At 68.7% G+C, this 17,375-nt stretch carries 16 protein-coding genes; 7 read left to right on the top strand and 9 right to left on the bottom strand.

Annotated features, from left to right (window positions below; translation table 11 throughout):
• Positions 1–31 precede the first annotated feature (31 nt).
• Entirely contained in the window at positions 32–844 is an 813-nt protein-coding gene (locus tag BR07_RS0119890) for an alpha/beta fold hydrolase (protein ID WP_027506922.1), read from the bottom strand.
• A gap of 112 nt (positions 845–956) precedes the next feature.
• On the opposite strand from BR07_RS0119890, the gene BR07_RS25650 reads away from it, so the two are divergent.
• From BR07_RS25650 to BR07_RS0119910, 3 genes are all read left to right on the top strand, one after another.
• Positions 957–1,175 carry a hypothetical protein gene (locus BR07_RS25650; RefSeq protein ID WP_037186929.1) on the top strand — a complete coding sequence of 73 codons (219 nt, stop codon included), beginning with the start codon at positions 957–959 and terminating at the stop codon, positions 1,173–1,175.
• 119 nt (positions 1,176–1,294) lie between these two features.
• The gene (locus BR07_RS0119905; RefSeq protein WP_027506923.1) at positions 1,295–2,770 is read left to right on the top strand and encodes an alpha,alpha-trehalose-phosphate synthase (UDP-forming); all 1,476 of its coding nucleotides are present in this window, start codon (positions 1,295–1,297) and stop codon (positions 2,768–2,770) included.
• A gap of 13 nt (positions 2,771–2,783) precedes the next feature.
• Positions 2,784–3,539: an FAD-binding oxidoreductase gene (locus BR07_RS0119910; RefSeq protein WP_027506924.1), complete on the top strand. Its 756-nt coding sequence runs from the start codon at positions 2,784–2,786 to the stop codon at positions 3,537–3,539.
• A gap of 3 nt (positions 3,540–3,542) precedes the next feature.
• On the opposite strand, the gene BR07_RS0119915 is transcribed toward BR07_RS0119910, so the two are convergent.
• From BR07_RS0119915 to dnaK, 4 genes are read right to left on the bottom strand one after another with little or no spacing between them, the layout of a single operon-like run.
• Entirely contained in the window at positions 3,543–3,965 is a 423-nt protein-coding gene (locus BR07_RS0119915; protein WP_027506925.1) for a heat shock protein transcriptional repressor HspR, read from the bottom strand.
• Between the two features lie 27 nt (positions 3,966–3,992).
• On the bottom strand, positions 3,993–5,174 hold the full coding sequence (dnaJ, locus tag BR07_RS0119920; protein ID WP_027506926.1) for a molecular chaperone DnaJ: 1,182 nt from the start codon (positions 5,172–5,174) through the stop codon (positions 3,993–3,995).
• Between the two features lie 43 nt (positions 5,175–5,217).
• Positions 5,218–5,826 carry a nucleotide exchange factor GrpE gene (grpE, locus tag BR07_RS25655; RefSeq protein WP_051613622.1) on the bottom strand — a complete coding sequence of 203 codons (609 nt, stop codon included), beginning with the start codon at positions 5,824–5,826 and terminating at the stop codon, positions 5,218–5,220.
• A complete protein-coding gene (dnaK, locus tag BR07_RS0119930) occupies positions 5,823–7,667 on the bottom strand; it encodes a molecular chaperone DnaK (RefSeq protein ID WP_027506927.1) in 1,845 nt (614 codons plus the stop codon). The genes grpE and dnaK overlap by 4 nt, the downstream gene beginning before the upstream one ends.
• 452 nt (positions 7,668–8,119) lie before the next feature.
• On the opposite strand from dnaK, the gene BR07_RS0119935 reads away from it, so the two are divergent.
• A complete protein-coding gene (locus tag BR07_RS0119935; protein ID WP_037186932.1) occupies positions 8,120–8,977 on the top strand; it encodes an ABC transporter ATP-binding protein in 858 nt (285 codons plus the stop codon).
• 1 nt (position 8,978) lies between these two features.
• The gene (locus BR07_RS0119940) at positions 8,979–10,106 is read left to right on the top strand and encodes an ABC transporter permease (RefSeq protein ID WP_027506929.1); all 1,128 of its coding nucleotides are present in this window, start codon (positions 8,979–8,981) and stop codon (positions 10,104–10,106) included.
• 5 nt (positions 10,107–10,111) lie between these two features.
• Here the strand turns inward: BR07_RS0119940 and BR07_RS0119945 are convergent, their stop codons facing one another.
• Positions 10,112–10,828: an SDR family oxidoreductase gene (locus tag BR07_RS0119945; RefSeq protein ID WP_027506930.1), complete on the bottom strand. Its 717-nt coding sequence runs from the start codon at positions 10,826–10,828 to the stop codon at positions 10,112–10,114.
• Between the two features lie 151 nt (positions 10,829–10,979).
• Between BR07_RS0119945 and BR07_RS0119950 the strand changes: the two genes are divergently transcribed.
• Positions 10,980–11,813: a hypothetical protein gene (locus BR07_RS0119950; protein ID WP_027506931.1), complete on the top strand. Its 834-nt coding sequence runs from the start codon at positions 10,980–10,982 to the stop codon at positions 11,811–11,813.
• Positions 11,814–11,837: 24 nt separating this feature from the next.
• Here the strand turns inward: BR07_RS0119950 and BR07_RS0119955 are convergent, their stop codons facing one another.
• Positions 11,838–13,091 (bottom strand): lipase family protein, encoded by a 1,254-nt coding sequence (locus BR07_RS0119955; protein WP_027506932.1) that lies wholly within the window; start codon positions 13,089–13,091, stop codon positions 11,838–11,840.
• Between the two features lie 223 nt (positions 13,092–13,314).
• On the opposite strand from BR07_RS0119955, the gene BR07_RS25660 reads away from it, so the two are divergent.
• Complete coding sequence (locus BR07_RS25660; protein WP_051613623.1) at positions 13,315–13,872, top strand: hypothetical protein; 558 nt, start codon at positions 13,315–13,317, stop codon at positions 13,870–13,872.
• 2 nt (positions 13,873–13,874) lie between these two features.
• Here the strand turns inward: BR07_RS25660 and BR07_RS0119965 are convergent, their stop codons facing one another.
• Together BR07_RS0119965 and BR07_RS25665 are read right to left on the bottom strand one after the other, a co-directional pair.
• Positions 13,875–15,344, bottom strand: a complete 1,470-nt coding sequence (locus BR07_RS0119965; protein WP_027506933.1) for a dynamin family protein — start codon at positions 15,342–15,344, stop codon at positions 13,875–13,877.
• Complete coding sequence (locus BR07_RS25665; protein WP_051613624.1) at positions 15,341–17,263, bottom strand: dynamin family protein; 1,923 nt, start codon at positions 17,261–17,263, stop codon at positions 15,341–15,343. Before BR07_RS25665 ends, BR07_RS0119965 begins: the two co-directional genes overlap by 4 nt.
• Positions 17,264–17,375 lie beyond the last annotated feature (112 nt).

The raw sequence follows: 17,375 nt of genomic DNA on the forward strand, positions 1-17,375 counted from the left end.
GAACGTAGGCTAACCTAACGCTCGCCCGGCGTTACTCGCGGAGGAACGTGAGAATCGCTTGATTGACCTCGTCGGGCTTCTCCAGGTATCCGTAGTGCCCCGCGTCGGCGATCTCGACGTAGCGACCGCCCGGAACCAGGTCGGCCACCTCGCGCGAGAGGTAGGCGGGAATCATCCGGTCGTCGGCGAAGCCCATGGCCAGGCACGGCACCGTGATGTCGCGGTACGCGGACCGGCGGTCGAACGACTCGTCCAGAGAGAGCTGGGCACGCTGGCCCGGGGTCAGCGGCTGCACGGAGAACTCGAACAGGTCGAGCCAGTCCCGTGCCTTCGCGGGGTCGGCGAGCGACGCGGGAGAGAGGTTCAGGGCCGCCGTCACCGCGGCCGCGTACTTCGGCGGCAGCGTCGCCGAGCTGTCAGCCAGCTCGCGCTCGCCGGCGCCGAGCACCTTCTGGAACTCGTCGAGCCGGGCGTGACCGGCCGCGAAGATCGCTCGCGACACCAGGTCGGGCCTGGTCAAGGCCAGTTCCTGCGCCACGCGCGCACCCATCGACGTGCCCACGACGGCTGCCTTCTCGTCGGGGCCGGACCGCAGGTACTCGATGAGCGCCGCGGTGTCCGCGACCAGATCGTCCATCGTCATGCCGCCCGCGCACTCGTCGGTCGGGGCGATGCCGCGGTTGTCGAAGGTGCACACTCGGAATCCCGCGGCCGTGAGCGCCGGCACCTGATGCAGCTGCCACACCCGGCCGGGGCTGCCCGTCCCCATGACCATCACGACGAGCGGACCCTTGCCCGTCACGGTGTAGTTGAGGCGGATGCCGTTGATGGTGCCGATGGGCATGGCGGATGTCCTTCTTCCGATACGACAGCTGTTCGGGGCAGACGCTACCGGTCACGGTGCGCGTCCGGTTTTGCCGGGAACGAGCGCGAACTCGTAGAGTTCAGGTACGCGAGTGCGCCCCACCGGGCTGCACCACCACATCGTTCGACCCCAGGAGACCCGCATGGCCACCGAGCCCGCCGAGACCGACATCGCCGACGAAGAGATCGAGACCCTGTCCGACGAGACCGCCCGCATGGCACGTCGCGTCGTCGCCGCCTACGCAACAGACGCCGACGAGTGCCGCATGCTGCTGTCCATGCTGGGGATCAACCCGCCCGTCCGCGCCTGAGCGCCGCTCGCTCCCGCACTCCGATTGGCGTTCGGCGAGTGGGGTAAGCACGTGCTGACACCGTCGCGGCAGGCTGCCGGCCTCACCGCGCGCCCCGACGTCGAGACAGAGGATCAGCAGTGACCGCATCAGGTTCGGACTTCGTCGTCGTCGCCAACAGGTTGCCTGTCGACCTCGACACGGCGCCCGACGGTTCCCGAGTCTGGAAGCGCAGCCCCGGTGGTCTCGTCACCGCGCTCGAGCCGATCCTGCGGAGCAACAACGGCGCCTGGGTCGGATGGGCCGGTGTCCCCGACGTCGACGTCGACCCGTTCGAGGACGACGGCCTCGAGCTGGTCCCGGTCCCGCTCTCGCAGCAGGAGGTCGCCGACTACTACGAGGGCTTCTCCAATGCCACCCTGTGGCCGCTCTACCACGACGTCATCGTCCGGCCCGTCTACGACCGGAGCTGGTGGGACGCCTACGTCGAGGTGAACCGACGCTTCGCCGAGGCCACGTCCAAGGCGGCCGCCGAGAACGCCACCGTGTGGATCCAGGACTACCAACTCCAGCTGGTCCCGAAGATGCTGCGCATGCTGCGCCCCGATCTGACGATCGGCTTCTTCCTGCACATCCCGTTCCCGCCCGTCGAGCTGTTCATGCAGATGCCGTGGCGCACCGAGATCGTCGAGGGTCTGCTGGGCGCGGATCTCATCGGCTTCCATCTGCCCGGTGGCGCGCAGAACTTCCTCTACCTCGCACGGCGTCTCGCCGGCCAGCCGACCTCGCGCGGCAACATCGGAGTCCGCTCCAAACTCGGTGTGGTGCAGGTGGGTTTCCGGTCCGTGCGCGTGGGCGCCTTCCCCATCTCCATCGACTCGGGCGATCTCGACGAGAAGTCGCGGCGCAAGCCGGTGCGCGATCGTGCACGAGAGATGCGCGAAGAGCTGGGCAATCCGAAGACGATCATGTTGGGCGTCGACCGACTCGACTACACCAAGGGCATCGACGTCCGTCTCGAGGCGTTCCTGGAACTGCTGACCGAGGGCCGGGTGGATCCCGAGGACGTCGTGATGATCCAGCTGGCCACACCGAGCCGCGAGCGCGTCGAGAGCTACAAGCAGATGCGCGGTGAGATCGAGGGCATGGTCGGGCGCATCAACGGCGAGTTCAGCCGCGTCGGGCATCCGGTGGTGCACTACCTGCACCGCCCCATTCCGCGCGAGGAGCTCATCGCCTACTACGTGGCCGCCGACGTCATGCTGGTGACGCCCATCCGCGACGGCATGAACCTCGTCGCCAAGGAGTACGTGGCGTGCCGCAGCGACCTGGGCGGTTCCCTCGTGCTCAGCGAGTTCACCGGCGCCGCAGCCGAACTGCGCCAGGCGTACCAGTGCAACCCGCACGACCTGAACAGCGTCAAGGACGCGATGATGGCCGCGATCGAGCAGACGCCGGAATCGGGCCGACGCCACATCCGGGCGATGCGGCGGCAGGTCCTCGCGCACGACGTCGATCGCTGGGCGCGGTCGTTCCTCGCCGCGCTGGGACGCACCGGCGACGAGGAGCCCAACCAGATGATCTCCAACCGGGACATCGGTCAGGCGACGATGTGATGCGCGAAGACCGGTGACCGTGGTCGAAGCGCAAGTGGTGCAGTGCCATCGGCTGCGCCGTGATCTCCTGATCGTCCGCCTCGTCGGCGAACTTGTTCCGTTCGCCGCGGGGCAGTCCGTCGCCGTGACGGTGCCCACCTCGCCGCACCTGCCTCGTCGGTACTCCCCCGCCCTACCCCCGTCGCGAGACGGCAAGTACGAGTTCCACATTCGCGAGGTACCGGCAGGCTGGGTCAGTCGCAGCATCGTCCGCGAGACCCGTGAGGGCGACATCTGGACTCTCGACGACCCGGCGGGCGACCTCCGTGTCGACGACACCGACGACGACGTCGTGATGGTCGCGGGCGGAACGGGTCTCGCACCGATGCGCGCACTGCTGCTGGGCCTGGCACGTCGGCCACGACCTCCGCGGGTGCGGCTCTACGTGGGAGGCAGGCACCCCCGCGATCTCTATGCCGCCGACATGCTGTCCCTGATGGCGCGATCAGCGCCATGGCTCACGGTGATCCCGGTGGTGGACGAGCCCGTGGACCCGCCGTACCGCGACGAGTTCTTCGATGCCGCCGAGGCCGTGCGGCTGCAGACGGCACCCGACTCCGGCTTCGCACCTCACGAGTACCTCGTCGGACGCGTCGGAGAGGTGGTGGCGCGGCGCGGGCCGTACCTGTCGCAGCGCGTGCTGGTGTGCGGATCACCGGCGATGTCGAGCTTCACGACGCGTGCCCTGGTGACGACGGGAACCCCGGCGGAGAACATCCGCACGGGGTGACGGTCAGGTCTGCTTCGGGTTGCGCGGTGTCCACACGACGAGCGCGTTACTGCGTTGCACCGGAACGAGATCGCGTCGGTACCCGGCATGAACCTTGGCCAGCTCGGTCGCCATCTCGGTGACGCGGGCCTGCAGCGCCTCCACCTGATTGGTGAGTTCGATGATGCGCTTGATACCCGCCAGATTGACGCCCTCGTCCTGCGAGAGACGCTGCACCTCGCGAAGCAGCGCGACGTCGCGCGGAGAGTACCGTCGCCCACCGCCGGTGGTGCGGAACGGCGTCACCAGTCCTAGACGGTCGTAGGTGCGCAGTGTCTGGGCGTGCATGCCGGCGAGCTCGGCGGCGACGGAGATGACGAAGATCCGGGCATCCGGGTCCGCGCCTGCGTCGCGCGCATCCTGCGGATCGCTGGGCGTCCGAGTCATCTCATCTCTCCTCTCGCATCAGAACCGTCAGGCTCCGGGCCACCCGGAGCGGGGATCGAAACCACTCGCCTTCTCCGCCGCAGCGTAGGCCTCGAGGGCATCGCGTGCCGCGTCGTCCAATTCGGACGGCACGGCCACCTTCACCGTGACCAACAGGTCACCGATCTTCGACTTCTTGGGAATGCCGCGACCCTTCACCCGGAAGGTGCGGCCGTCGACCGTTCCCGCCGGAACCTTCAGACCGACTCGGCCGTCGAGCGTCGGCACCGACAGCGTCGTGCCGAGCACCAGTTCGCTGTACGCGACGGGAACCGTGAGGGTGAGATCGTCACCCGTGCGGCCGAACACGGCGTCGCTCTTCACGTGCACGGTCACCAGCAGATCGCCGGCGGCAGCGCCGCGCAGACCGGCCTCGCCTCGGCCGGCCACTCGGACACGTTGCCCGTCACTGACACCGGCAGGAACCCGCACCGTCACCGACCGGGTGCGGTTCTGCACGCCGGTGCCGCGGCAGTCGGTGCAAGGATCGTCGATGATCGAGCCGGTGCCCCGGCAGTCGTCGCACGGCTCGCTGAAGCCGAACGCGCCCTGGTTACGGCTGACCACACCGGCACCGTTGCACCGCGGGCAGACCCGCGGGCTCGTGCCGGGCTTCGCGCCGCTCCCGTGACAGGTGGTGCAGGACGACGGACTCGTGATGGACAGCGGGACAGACGTTCCCACCGCCGCGTCACGGAAGTCGAGCGTCACCTCGGCCGCGAGATCACTCCCACGCCGGGGACGCGACGACGCGGCCTGGGTACGACCACCGGCCGCGCCACGGTTGAACAACCCGCCGAACAGATCACCGAGATCGGCTCCGCCACCGGCACCTCCGAAGAGGTCACCGACGTCGAACCCGCCGGCCGTACCCCCGCCGCCGAAGTTGGTTCCGCCGCCCGGCGAGAATCCGCCGCGTCCGAAACCACCACTGGCGAACAGTGATCGGGCCTCGTCGTACTCCTTGCGCTTCGCGGGGTCGGAGAGCACCGCATTGGCCTCGCTGACCGCCTTGAAGCGCTCCTCCGCTTTCGCGTCCCCCGGATTGGAGTCCGGATGGTTGTCGCGCGCGAGCTTGCGGTACGCCTTCTTGATCTCGTCCTGCGACGCGGAGGAGGAGACGCCCAGCTCCTTGTAGAAGTCCTTCTCTATCCACTCCCGTTGGCTCACCGGTCGCCTCCTCCTCTCACATCACATCTTCGTTGTGGTCGAACTATGCCTGGTCGGATGCCGCGTCGGCGCCCGAACCGTCGACGACGGCGACCATGGCGGTGCGCAGAACTCGATCACGCACCTTGTACCCCTTGCGGAACACGCTGCCGACGACAGGATCGTTGCCGTCGCCCTCGTGCTGCACGGCCTCGTGCAGCGCAGGGTCGAACGCGTCGCCCTCGTCACCGAAGGCGACGAGACCCTGTGCGGTGATGACGGATTCGAGCTTGTCCGCCACCGACTTCAGCGGCCCCGTCTCGAGGTCACCGTGCTTGCGCGCCCGATCGAGATCGTCGAGCACACCCAGCAACTCGGCCAACACCGACGCCTTGGCGTTGTCGATGTCCACCTGCTTGTCCCGAGCGACGCGTCGCCGGTAGTTGGCGAACTCGGCGCTGAGGCGCTGCAGGTCGGCCGTCCGCTCGGACAGCTCGTCCTTCTCGGGCGCAGTCTCGGAATCCACGGAACCCTCGGACATCTCTGCCTCGAGAACCTCTGCTTCGTCCTCCACGTCACCGGGCTGGGGCGCCGTGGCGGAGCCCGCGAGGGACTCCTCCACGGCGGGGTCGACGTCGGGTGCGTCTACCTTCCCGGTGTCCTCAGCACTCACTTCTTGTCCGTGTCGACCGGCTCGTCCACGACCTCGGCGTCGACGACATCGTCGCTACCGTCGGTCGGGGCTGCGCCGTCGGCACCTGCTCCGTCGGCTGCTGCCGACTCGTACAGTGCCTGACCCAGAGCCTGCGACTCCGTGCTCAGCTTCTCCACCGCTGCCTTGATGGCGGCGATGTCGGTGCCGTTCAAGGCAGTGCGAGCCTCCGCGATGGCCGACTCGACCTTTTCCTTGGTCTCCGCAGGAACCTTGTCCTCGTTGTCCTTGACGAACTTCTCCGTCTGGTAGACGAGCGACTCGGCCTGGTTGCGGGTCTCGGCCTCCTCGCGACGGGTCTTGTCCTCCTCGGCGTGAGCCTCGGCGTCCTTGACCATGCGCTCGATCTCCTCCTTGGAGAGGCCGGAGCCCTCCTGGATCTTGATCGTGTTCTCCTTGCCGGTGCCCTTGTCCTTCGCCGTCACGTGCACGATGCCGTTGGCGTCGATGTCGAACGTGACCTCGATCTGGGGCACACCGCGCGGTGCGGGAGGCAGCTCCGTCAGCTCGAACGAGCCGAGAAGCTTGTTGTGCGACGCGATCTCGCGCTCACCCTGGAAGACCTGGATCTGCACCGACGGCTGATTGTCGTCCGCCGTGGTGAAGGTCTCGGACCGCTTGGTGGGGATGGTGGTGTTGCGCTCGATGAGCTTGGTCATCACGCCACCCTTGGTCTCGATGCCGAGGGACAGCGGCGTGACGTCGAGGAGCAGAACGTCCTTGACCTCACCCTTGAGCACACCGGCCTGCAGTGCGGCGCCGACGGCCACGACCTCGTCCGGGTTGACGCCCTTGTTGGGCTCGCGTCCACCGGAGAGCTCCTTGACCAGCTCGGAGACTGCCGGCATACGGGTGGAGCCACCGACGAGCACGACGTGGTCGATGTCCTTGACCGCGATGCCCGAGTCCTTGACCACGGCCTGGAACGGCGCGCGGGTGCGGTCGAGCAGGTCGGCGGTGATCTTCTGGAACTCGGAGCGGCTGAGCTGCTCGTCGAGGAAGAGCGGGTTCTTGTCCGAGTCCACCGTGATGTACGGCAGGTTGATGGACGTGCTCTGACTCGAGGACAGCTCGATCTTGGCCTTCTCCGCAGCCTCACGCAGGCGCTGGAGAGCCATCTTGTCCTTGGTCAGATCTATGCCGTTCTGAGCCTTGAACTTGTCGACGAGCCAGGTGACGATGCGCTCGTCCCAGTCGTCGCCACCGAGGTGGTTGTCGCCGGACGTGGCGCGGACCTCGACGACACCGTCGCCGATCTCGAGCAGGGACACGTCGAACGTGCCGCCACCGAGGTCGAACACGAGAATGGTCTGTTCCTTCTCGCCCTTGTCCAGGCCGTACGCCAGAGCGGCGGCGGTGGGCTCGTTGACGATGCGCAGGACGTTGAGGCCGGCGATCTGGCCGGCTTCCTTCGTGGCCTGACGCTGTGCGTCCTCGAAGTACGCGGGCACCGTGATGACCGCGTCGGTGATCTCTTCGCCCAGGTACGCCTCGGCGTCACGCTTGAGCTTCATGAGCGTGCGCGCGCTGATCTCCTGCGACGTGTACTTCTTGTCGTCGATGCCGACGGTCCAGTCAGTGCCGATGTGGCGCTTGACGGAGCGAATGGTCCGGTCAACGTTCGTGACGGCCTGGTTCTTCGCGGACTGGCCGACGAGAACCTCTCCGTTCTTGGCGAACGCGACGATGGACGGGGTGGTGCGTGCACCCTCGGAGTTGGCCACCACGACCGGTTCGCCGCCCTCCAGGACGGACACGACCGAGTTGGTGGTCCCGAGGTCGATTCCGACCGCACGAGCCATGTGAAGACCTCCTGATAGATGCTGCTGTGATCGTTCGAGCGTCTGCCTGAGCGAACTGCGCTCAAGTCTGCCTGCCGGATTCTCGCTCCGTCAAGTCGTACTTGAGTGACCCACGCTCAATGGCAGTCGTACGGCTCAACGGAGGGGTGTGCGAGTTTGTTCCCGGAGTGGTCGGCCGGCTGTGGTCCGCGCGTCTGGACCCACCCGATCGCGAGGCTTTCTGCGGATCGGCAGCATTCGACGCGAAAATGTGGCAAAACCTGCACTCGGCCGTGCCTCAGCATCCACAGGTCGACCGGATCGACGGGATCCCGCCTCCGGCAGCGAGTTGAGGGCACTCACGCATGGTCGGCGCGTGTGAACCCACCCGATCGCGAGGCTTTCTGCAGATCCGCGGAATTCGACGCGAGAGTGTGGCTGAGCACGCGCGTCCGACGGTTAGGGTCCACGGCATGTCACCGGTTCCCGGCACGACCCTGACGGCCCGAGGTCTCACCCGCACGTTCGGACGCCACACAGCAGTCGCCCACGCCGACGTCACTCTGACCCCCGGCAGGGCGACCGGGCTGGTCGGACCCAACGGCGCCGGAAAGACGACGCTGCTGCTGATGCTCGCCGGCCTCCTGGCTCCCGACTCCGGGACCCTCGAGCTGGACGGGTCTTCGGTCGAGACGGTCGCACTCCGGCGGGCCGTGGGGTGGATGCCGGACGTCTTCGGCACCTGGGACAGCCTCACGGCGACCGAGATCCTGTCCACGTTCGGACGGCTGCACGGGCTGTCGTCGAAGGACGCCCGTGCCCGCGCCGCCGAACTGCTGCAGCAGGTCCACCTCGACGATCGCGCCGACCGACCCGCGCACGAGTTGTCCCGCGGCCAGAAGCAGCGGCTCGGGTTCGCCCGCGCTCTGGTCCACCGACCGCGCATCCTGCTGCTCGACGAGCCGGCGTCCGGCATGGATCCGCGCTCGCGAGTCGAACTGCGCGACGAGGTCCGCCGGCTCGCCGACAACGGATGCGCAGTGCTGGTGTCGAGCCACATCCTCACCGAACTGTCGGAGATGGTGGACGACGTGCTCGTGATGACGGACGGGCGCACGCGGGAGTCGGCACCCGCCACCGAACGATCGTGGCGACTACGCGCGGTGGGCCGGCCTGTTTCGTCGGCCGACATCCTGCGCTTCCCCGACGAGGAGGCCGCGGCGCGACACCTGCGCACGGTCGTCGACTCGGGAGTGCTCGTCGCCGAGTTCGCCCGCGTCGACTCGGAACTCGAGGACGCGTACCTCGCCCTCGACGCGGACAGGACATGACATGGCGGCACGGATGAGCAGCTGGTCGTCGGTGGTCGGCGTACTGATCGGCCTCGAACTCCGGCAGCGACTGCGCACCACGCGGTGGCGCGTCACCCTGGCCGTCACGTTCACGGTCATGTCGCTGGCCGTGTTCGGGTCGATGTATCTGGCACTGTCGGTGGACGAGGCCGATGCGAACTACGACGGCTGGGCGCGCAATCTCTACGCGGTCGTACTGGGAGTCGAGCTGTTCCTCGGCGTGGTCCTCGCCCCCACCCTCACGGCGACGTCGATCAACGGTGACCGCAAGGACGCGACGCTCGCCGTGGTGCAGGCGACGCCGATCAGCCACTGGCAGTTGGCCGTCGGCAAACTTCTCGGGTCGTGGGTGTCCTGCCTTGCCCTCGTCGCCGTGGCGTCGCCGTACCTGGTGTGGGGCATCGTCGCCGCGCCCTACGGCATCGGCACCTCGGTGCTGGGCGTGATCGTTCTCTGCGTGATTTTTCTGTGCTACTGCGGGATCGGGCTGGGGTACTCGGCCCTGACCGCTCGGCCGGCAGGTTCGGCCGTCCTGACGCAGGCCACCGTGTTCTTCCTCGTGCTGGGCCTCCCGGCGCTGTTCGGCCTGCTCTACTCGACCACGGCGGAGGACCACGAGGTGGTGGGCGCCGAGTACACGTACGTGGACGATTCGTTCGACACCGTTCCGGACTGTCGCGACGTGGCCACGGTGCGCTCCTACGAGCACACCGAGCGTATCTGGTGGCTGTTGGCGCCCAACCCGTTTCTCATTCTCCCGGATGTGGTGGCCCCACATGACAATCCGAGCGTACGTGTCTGGACGTCGGACGAGCGGCCACCCGATCCCAGCGTGGCGCGCCCGATAGCCGAGACGCTCTCGACGGCGCGCACGGGCCCGTACCTGACGGAGCCGACCTGCGCGGACACCGTGTCGACCTACCGCGTGAGCGCCTCGAACCGCAGCTTCTACGACGAGCAGGTCGCGTTCGAATCCGGAAAGATCGGCGACAGTTGGTACCTCGGGCTGGCCGTCAATGTCATCCTGGGAGCTCTCGGACTCACGGTCGCCGCGCGCCGACTCCGCGTTCCGGCCCGCACCTTGCCGAGGGGCGTACGGATCGCCTGAGGCGCTCAGCTCAGCCGTCCACCCCCGTCGACGTGGAGGGTGGTTCCGGTGACGAAGCCGTTGGTGAGCGCGAGAAGTACTGCGGCCGAGACGTCGTCGGGTCGACCCACTCGCCGAGCGGGGTTCTTGGCAGCCGTCGCGTCGAACATCGCCTGCTTGCCGTCCCCCATGCCGTCCCACGCACCCGAGTCGACGATGCCGGGCGAGACGGCGTTGACCCGCAACGGTGCCAGTTCGACGGCCAACGCTTCCGCGAGGAATGCGACAGCACCGTTGGTCGTGGCCATGACGGCGAGGCCCGGCGCCGGCTTCCATGCGGCGACACCGGAGAAGAACACGAACGAGCCGCCGTCCCGCAGCGTGGGCGCGAAGTGCTTGGCCAGCAGGATCGGTCCGACGACCTTGGCTGCGAACGCGCGCTCGACGGCGGCGCGGTCGAGGTCTGCGACCGGGCCGTTGGCGTGGTTCGCCGCGAGCGACACGACGTGATCGAGAGGTCCGAGCGTGGTGACGGCGGCGGCGATGGACGATTCGTCGTCGAGGTCGAGGTGCACCGCCGATGCGCCCGAGCCGAGCTCGGCGACAGTGTCGGCCAGGGCCTCCGGGCGTCGACTGCCGAGGACGACTTCCGCGCCGGCGGCGAGCGCGTCCTTGGCAATGCGCCGCGCGATGCCCGACGAGCCGCCGACGAGAAGGATGCGGGTGTTCTGCAGGGTGCTCATGACGGTGTGTCCCTTCCGCGGCCCCGTCTCTCGCGGCCACGGAAGGTTCAGCGCACCGGGCCCGCAGCATCATCCCGTCGCGCTATCGATAGTTTCGCGACTTGCCATCCATACTCTCTATGACAACAGCGTGGCGGCATAATCGACCAGCATGACGTTCGACGAGGTGGCCGACGAGCTGTACGGGCTGGACCCGTCCGACTTCGTCGCCGCGCGCACCGGCCGGCAGAAGCAGGCGCGTTCCGACGGCGACAAGGACCTGGCCAAGCAGATCGGTGCGCTGCGCAAACCGACGATCGTCGGGTGGGTGCTGAACGTGACGGTGCGCGACGCGGAGGACGACGTCACAGACCTGCTCGACCTCGGCGAAGCACTTCGTGAGGCGCAGCAACATCTGCGGGAAGGCCGGAGGCCGGCCGGTCGACCGTCGGGTGCCACCCTCCGCACGTTGACGAAGCAGCGGCAACGCGCGGTGCGCGCGCTGGCGAGCCGGGCTGCGGAGATCGCGGAGGATCGCGGTCACCCGATCGGCGAGGACGTCGGGCGCGAGGTGACGCAGAGCCTGAATGCGGCGCTGTCCGATGCGGACATCGCCGACGAGGTGCGGCGCGGCCGGATGCTGGGGGCCGCCGAGTACAGCGGGTTCGGCCCGATGGGGCTGGTGTCCGTCGATCCCGAACCCGCGAAAGAACCGGAACCCGAACCCGACGACACCGCCGAACGGGAGATGGAAGAGCAGCGAGCCCGCGCACAGGCCGAACTCGACGACGCCGAGGCTGCGCTGCAGGATGCGACCGAGGCGCTGGAGCACGCCGACCATCGCGTCGACGACCTGCAGGAGTCGGTCGACGCCCTCACCGAGCAACTCGAGAAGGCCCGCGAGGACCTGGAGGCGGCGCAGGACGCGCGTTCCGAGGCGGCGTCGGAGAAGGACGCGTCGACCTCGAGGGTCCGGAACGCGACGAAGCGCCTCGATCGACTGTGATCGAGGCGCTTCGGCGGTGACGGGTCAGGCGCAGTTGCCCGCTGTCGGAACGTCGCGGAACCGGGCGTCGAGCCAATTGGTGCCGGCGCCGAGTCCGATGAAGTCGGGCAGGACGTGGCCGAGCGCGAGCCCGGGGAGGAAGAACGGCAGCTGCTGAGTGTTCAGCTGGACGTTCGAGCCCTTTCCACACCAGGTTGCGGCGAGATCGACGGCCTGGCCGTGCGGAACGATGTCGTCGCCCGTGCCGGTGTCGATGTAGACCGGCGTGGTGGGCGTGCGGTTACCGATCTTGTTCTCGGCGAGAACTGTCTGCGCCTCGGGAATGCGCTTGAGGTAGTCCGACAGCGACTCGCCGGTGGTGATCCACTCGTTGGTGCGGTGGAAGCCCACGGTGAGTGCACTTTCCACGACGCACTGATTCTCGAGTGCCGCCAGCGCAGCCTTGCCGGCCGGGTTGGTCGACGCGTCGATGATCGGGCCCAACTCGGGGTTGGACCGGCGCAGACCGTTCAGGGTGTAGCCGATGACACCGGTGAGGATGGTGCCGTCGACCTGGGCCAGCGTCGCTGCCAGATCGGCGACGGGGGCACCGGCGTAGGTGCCCTTGATGTCCAGCTCCGGTGCGTACTCGGGAGCGAGCTCCACGGCTGCTGCCACGGCGCCGCCGCCCTGGGAGTAACCCCAGAGGCCGACCGGGGATTCGGGTCCGACCTTGGTGTTGCCGAGTTGCTGCGCGGCGCGCGCCGCGTCGAGCACCGCGTGCGCTTCGGCGGCGCGGTTGACGTAGGTGTGCGCACCCGGCGTGCCCAGACCGTCGTAGTCGGTGATGACGACGCCGTAGCCGCGGGCCAGCAACGCGTAGGTGGAGAGCAGCTCGTACTCGACCATGAGTCCGAGTACGGGGGTGTAGGTGAGGACGTTGTTCAACTGGTGCGACGGCGCGCACTGGTCGCCCTGGCCGTGGGTGCCGGGGGCGATCACCACGAGCGGGCGCGGACCGGGGCCGGTCCACTCGGCCGACGGGTCGATGTACGTCCCGGTGACGGCCACCGGCGCGTCGTTGGCGTCCTGCGACCGGTACATCAGGCGCGTCGCGGTGCCGGGGATCGGTCCCTGCGGCAAGGGAAGCGACAGTGCGAGATTCGACGGCCCGGTACGGATGAGGTCACCGTCGTTCCCGGCGGGAAGCGGCGAGGGGGGCGTGTAGAAGCTCGAGGCCGGGCCGGGGGGTTCGGCGGTCGCCGTGGGCACCACCGCGCCGAACAGACCGAGACACATCACCAGACCGACGCCGGCAGACCGCAGTTTCCGCACATTCATCCCATCGACAACGGGGCCCTGGCGGGCCCACTACCGCCCTGACCGTAAGTGATGGGGCCCACTTCCGAGAAGCCGGTGTGACCCCGACCGCGGACTTCGTGCTCGATCACTTTCCGAGCCCGAGCGGACGGGGCCGGACCACAACAGGGTCGGGCGGAAACAGACCCTCTAGCCTGAAGCCATGAACGCGTCGGACAGTGTCGAAGGCTCGCAACCCCCGAAGCCGCCCCGCCCGTCGGTGCACGTGACGCCCATGCGGGAGCCGGTTCCCGACGAGCGCCCACGCGCCGTCGATGCCGCCGTGATCCTGTGGAGTCTGTGCCTCGTCGTCCTGGCGGCCACCGGCGCGCTGCTGGGACTCGACCACCAGGGACTACGGTCGCGCCTCGCCGACGTCCTCTCGGCCGACGCCCCCGGCACCTCGGCGGAGGACATCGACTCGACGGTCCTCATCACGCTCGTCGCCGGTGCTGCCGTCGGCGCCGTTGTTCTCCTGGTGGGACTGGCCGGCATCCTGCAGATCCGCGGCCGACGCCCCACCGGACGATCCACGCTGACCCTGGTCGGCATCGTCGCCGCCGCGGGATCGATCGCGTTCTGGATCGCGACCTCCGATGCGCTGGAGCAGCCCACGACGTATGCGCCGTTCGTCGTCGCGGCCCTCGCTCTGCTGGGCACCGCTCCGCTGTTCGTCCCCGCCGTCGGGCGATGGCTCGCGGCCGCTCCCGTCCGGCGCTGATCTCAGCGGCGGTCGAGCTCCGCGAGGATGCCCTCGGCGCTGCGCGCGGCGATGTCGCACGCCCGCGCCGTGAACCGGTCGAGCAGCGGATGGGACGCGCGGGAGCGCCAACTGCGGACCGCGTCGAAGGCCGTCTTGCGCTGCAGTTCCACCGAGTCGTCGGGATCGAGCCCCAACCGCGTCGTCGTCTCGGTGCCCTGCGCACCCACCAGTCGAGCGAGCTCCGCCTTCTCCGGCTCGGGCAGCCGCACCTCGCGTGCCCGTAGCTGACCGAGCAGACGCAGTTCCTTGAACCCGTGGACGTCGGCGAGGGTGGATCCCACCTCGTCGATGATGGCGCGCGATCCCGCGGCCGGTGAGGCGCGCAGCACGCGATCGAGAGCGACGAGGGCCGAGTGCGCCTTGAGCTGGTCGGCTCGCTCGCCGAACTGAACGTCGATGATGTGCCGTAGCTCCTCGAGTCCACTGCGCTCGACGAGTTCCCTTGCGAGCGAGGGCGAATCGCGCGTGCCCATGCGGATGAGCGTGACGGCCATCCGGATGCCGAAGAGCCCGAAACGGTCGACGAGTCCGGCGCGCGTCTCCGCATCGACGGGGAGTGGCATGTCCGGGCGGGAGAAGCGGTCGGCCGACAGCATCGCCAGTTGGAGGTCGTCGGGCGGAGCGTCGGCCAACGCGACGAGCGCGCCGAACTCGCTCTGCCGCAACGTCCGTGCCCCGAGGGCGAGCAGGCCGGCGACGGGCACGACGGCCTGGCACAGACCGGTCTTCTCGAGCTCCACCGCGAAGCGGGACGCCACTTCCTTGGCCGACATCATCGCGTCCATGCGACCGGCGCCCACCTCGTCGGCACGCGAGACGACGCCGACCACGCCGAGGGGGCCGGAGTCGCCACCGACCGCGTCGTTGATGCGGGTGAGGAACGACGTGTCGGACGCGCTCAGGGTGCGCAGGAGATAGACCACGGCGTCGGCGCCGGACGCGGAGTCCTCGGGCGTCAACATCGACAACGTCCGCTCGGACACGTCCAGGGACAGCGACGACGTGCCGGGGGTGTCGATGATGGTGTTGCGGGCCAGGGTTCGCGCCGGCCACTCGACGTCGAGGCGGTCCACGCGGTCGGCGGTGAGATCGCCGAAGTCGAACGACAGTCGACCACCCCGTCGCAACACCGGGATGCTCATCGAGCGGTCCCCGTCGTACCGGGCCGTCACCGAGGGAGACGTCCCGCGGCGGTACCACGTGACCACGCGGGTGCACTCGGTCGCGTCGGTGGGGGCGATGTCCTGTCCGACGAGCGCGTTGAGGAGCGTCGACTTGCCGGCCTTGAGTGATCCGGCGAGCGCGACGCGCAGCGGCTCGTCGAGCCGGTCCGCGCAGACGCGCAACGCATCCCGGACGTCCGGCTCCCGCACGTACTCCGCCTGCGCCGCCGCGACGAGTTCCCGCGCACGGTCGAGCGTGACACTCACGAGCCGGTACCGATCTGCGTGCGGTCCGCACGAGCCGCCTCGACGACCTTGTCTGCCTCGGCGGCCTCGACGGCCTCGGGGTCGAGCTTCTGCGCGATGCTGCGCAGTGCAGAGATCTTCTTCAGTGACTGCTCCAGTTCGGCTGTGCGCGCGGCACGCTCGGACGAGGCGCCGGTCGCCGCCTCCTGCGCGGCACGCAGCGAGTCGCTCACCGAGCGCACCGTCTGATCGGCCATGTCGGTGAAGTGGTCACGGAGCTGGCGCTGGACGAGCCGCAGGCGGTCCTTGGACTCCTTGCCCACCTGGAAGCTGACGTCGTCGGTGAACTTGCGGATGGCGACCTTCGCGTCGGCCCGCCGCTTGAGCACCCGCGCCTCCTTGTCGTCCTTGTAGGCCTTGCTGCCCAACAGGACTCCGGCGCCGAGCGAGATCGGATTGAGCAGCGCCAGTCCCATCATCGTCGTGATGAGTCCGAACATGAGCACGCCGCCGTAGGAGCCGCGCATGCCCACGAGCACCTTCGAGGTGATGCCCATCCGGCCGGACTCGAGGTCCCCCAGTGAGGTCACCGGGTCCATGACGCCGTCGACGTTCGCGATGTTCATCGCCGGGATGTGCGCATCGGCCGTCTCGGCGAAGTGCCGAGCGACCGTCTCGGCGAGCCACAGGGACCGCTCGTGCGCCCAGACGAAGTTGTCCCCCACGGCGGAGGCGATCTGGTCCTCGAGCCACTCACCGATGCGCGGCCAGTCCTTGCCCGGGTCTCCCCCGTCGACCGCCTCCTCCGCCTCACGGGTGATGACGCGCAGCCGGTCTCGCAGGTCGTGGTCGATGTCGGCGGCCAGATCGGTGATGCCGTCGTTGAGTGTCTGCTGCCACCGACTGCTGCGCTTCTGCATGTCCTCGGCGTTGGCCCGCGCCTGTTGCAGACCGGCCACCGCCGCGGCGGCGGTCTCCGGATCGCGAAGCGCCGCGAGTTCACTGCCCAGGGCGAGGGCGAGATGCTCGGACACCGAGCGGACGTCGAGAGCGACGGCCTTGCGAGTGGTGGCGTCGGCACGCTGCACCACACCGCGGAGGAAGTCGTAGAGAGCCGGGAAGCCGGCCTCCTTGTCGAGCGAATCGTCCTTCAGCCGCAGCGCGTGCGAGCGGAGCATCGACGAGATCGGCATCAGCGGAACGTCGATGCCCTGCCGCGCGAGGTGCCCGCGATCGGCCTCGACGATGCGCCGCCAGTGCGGGTACAGGTCGGTCTTGGTCACCAGGCACGCGACCGCCGGGCACAGAGTCACCACCTGGCGCAGGAAGGCCACCTCGGGCTCGGTGAACTCCTGACTCGAATCGGACAGCACCAGAACGGCATCCGCCGACGTGACCAGACCCAGGGTGCTGTTGGCGTGCGGGTTGCCGTGGCCGCCGACGCCGGGGGTGTCGATGACGACGAGCCCGTCCTTCAGCAGCGGGCTGGGCACGGAGATCTCGAGGCGCAGGATCTCGCGACCCTCCGCGCGCGGGTCGGTCGGTGTGACGGCATGGATGTCCGCCATGGGGATGTCGATGTGCACCGGGTCGGCACCGATCTCGCCGACCACCAGCTCCGCCCGCTCGGTCTCCGCGTACGCGACCATCGTGGGCACCGCGGTGGTCTCGTCGTCGCCCACCGAACACACGTCGAGGCCCAGCAGCGAGTTCACGAACTGACTCTTGCCCTGCTTGAGCGGTCCGACCACGACGATGCGCAGGCGCGGATCGAGCACCCGCTCACGCGCCGCCGTCAACCGGTCGAGAAGGTCGCGGCGACCGGCACCGGACGCCACCTCGCCCATCCGGGACAGGAGCTCGGCCAGCTGCGTCGCCTGCGTCGGCGCGGGGGTCTTCCCGGCGCCGGTCTGCACGGCGGGTGGTGCGTCGTTCTGCATGTGGTCCCGATCTGTCTGCGGTGGCAACGGGTCGAGCGCGTCTGTGAGCATTCACCATCTGCGGCGGTGTGACCCTCACGGTAAGCGCCGACGACCCCGTACGCATAAGCGC

The organism is Rhodococcus sp. UNC23MFCrub1.1, from assembly GCF_000686025.1.
GTDB lineage: Bacteria > Actinomycetota > Actinomycetes > Mycobacteriales > Mycobacteriaceae > Rhodococcoides.

Excerpts from the sequence above, each read along its gene's own strand:
- BR07_RS0119890 (WP_027506922.1), bottom strand. The coding sequence starts at position 844 with ATGCCCATCGGCACCATCAACGGCATCCGCCTCAACTACACCGTGACG.
- BR07_RS0119915 (WP_027506925.1), bottom strand. The coding sequence starts at position 3,965 with ATGACTCGGACGCCCAGCGATCCGCAGGATGCGCGCGACGCAGGCGCG.
- dnaK (WP_027506927.1), bottom strand. The coding sequence starts at position 7,667 with ATGGCTCGTGCGGTCGGAATCGACCTCGGGACCACCAACTCGGTCGTG.
- BR07_RS0119935 (WP_037186932.1), top strand. The coding sequence starts at position 8,120 with ATGTCACCGGTTCCCGGCACGACCCTGACGGCCCGAGGTCTCACCCGC.
- BR07_RS0119940 (WP_027506929.1), top strand. The coding sequence starts at position 8,979 with ATGGCGGCACGGATGAGCAGCTGGTCGTCGGTGGTCGGCGTACTGATC.
- BR07_RS0119945 (WP_027506930.1), bottom strand. The coding sequence starts at position 10,828 with ATGAGCACCCTGCAGAACACCCGCATCCTTCTCGTCGGCGGCTCGTCG.
- BR07_RS0119950 (WP_027506931.1), top strand. The coding sequence starts at position 10,980 with ATGACGTTCGACGAGGTGGCCGACGAGCTGTACGGGCTGGACCCGTCC.
- BR07_RS0119955 (WP_027506932.1), bottom strand. The coding sequence starts at position 13,091 with ATGTGTCTCGGTCTGTTCGGCGCGGTGGTGCCCACGGCGACCGCCGAA.
- BR07_RS25660 (WP_051613623.1), top strand. The coding sequence starts at position 13,315 with ATGAACGCGTCGGACAGTGTCGAAGGCTCGCAACCCCCGAAGCCGCCC.
- BR07_RS25665 (WP_051613624.1), bottom strand. The coding sequence starts at position 17,263 with ATGCAGAACGACGCACCACCCGCCGTGCAGACCGGCGCCGGGAAGACC.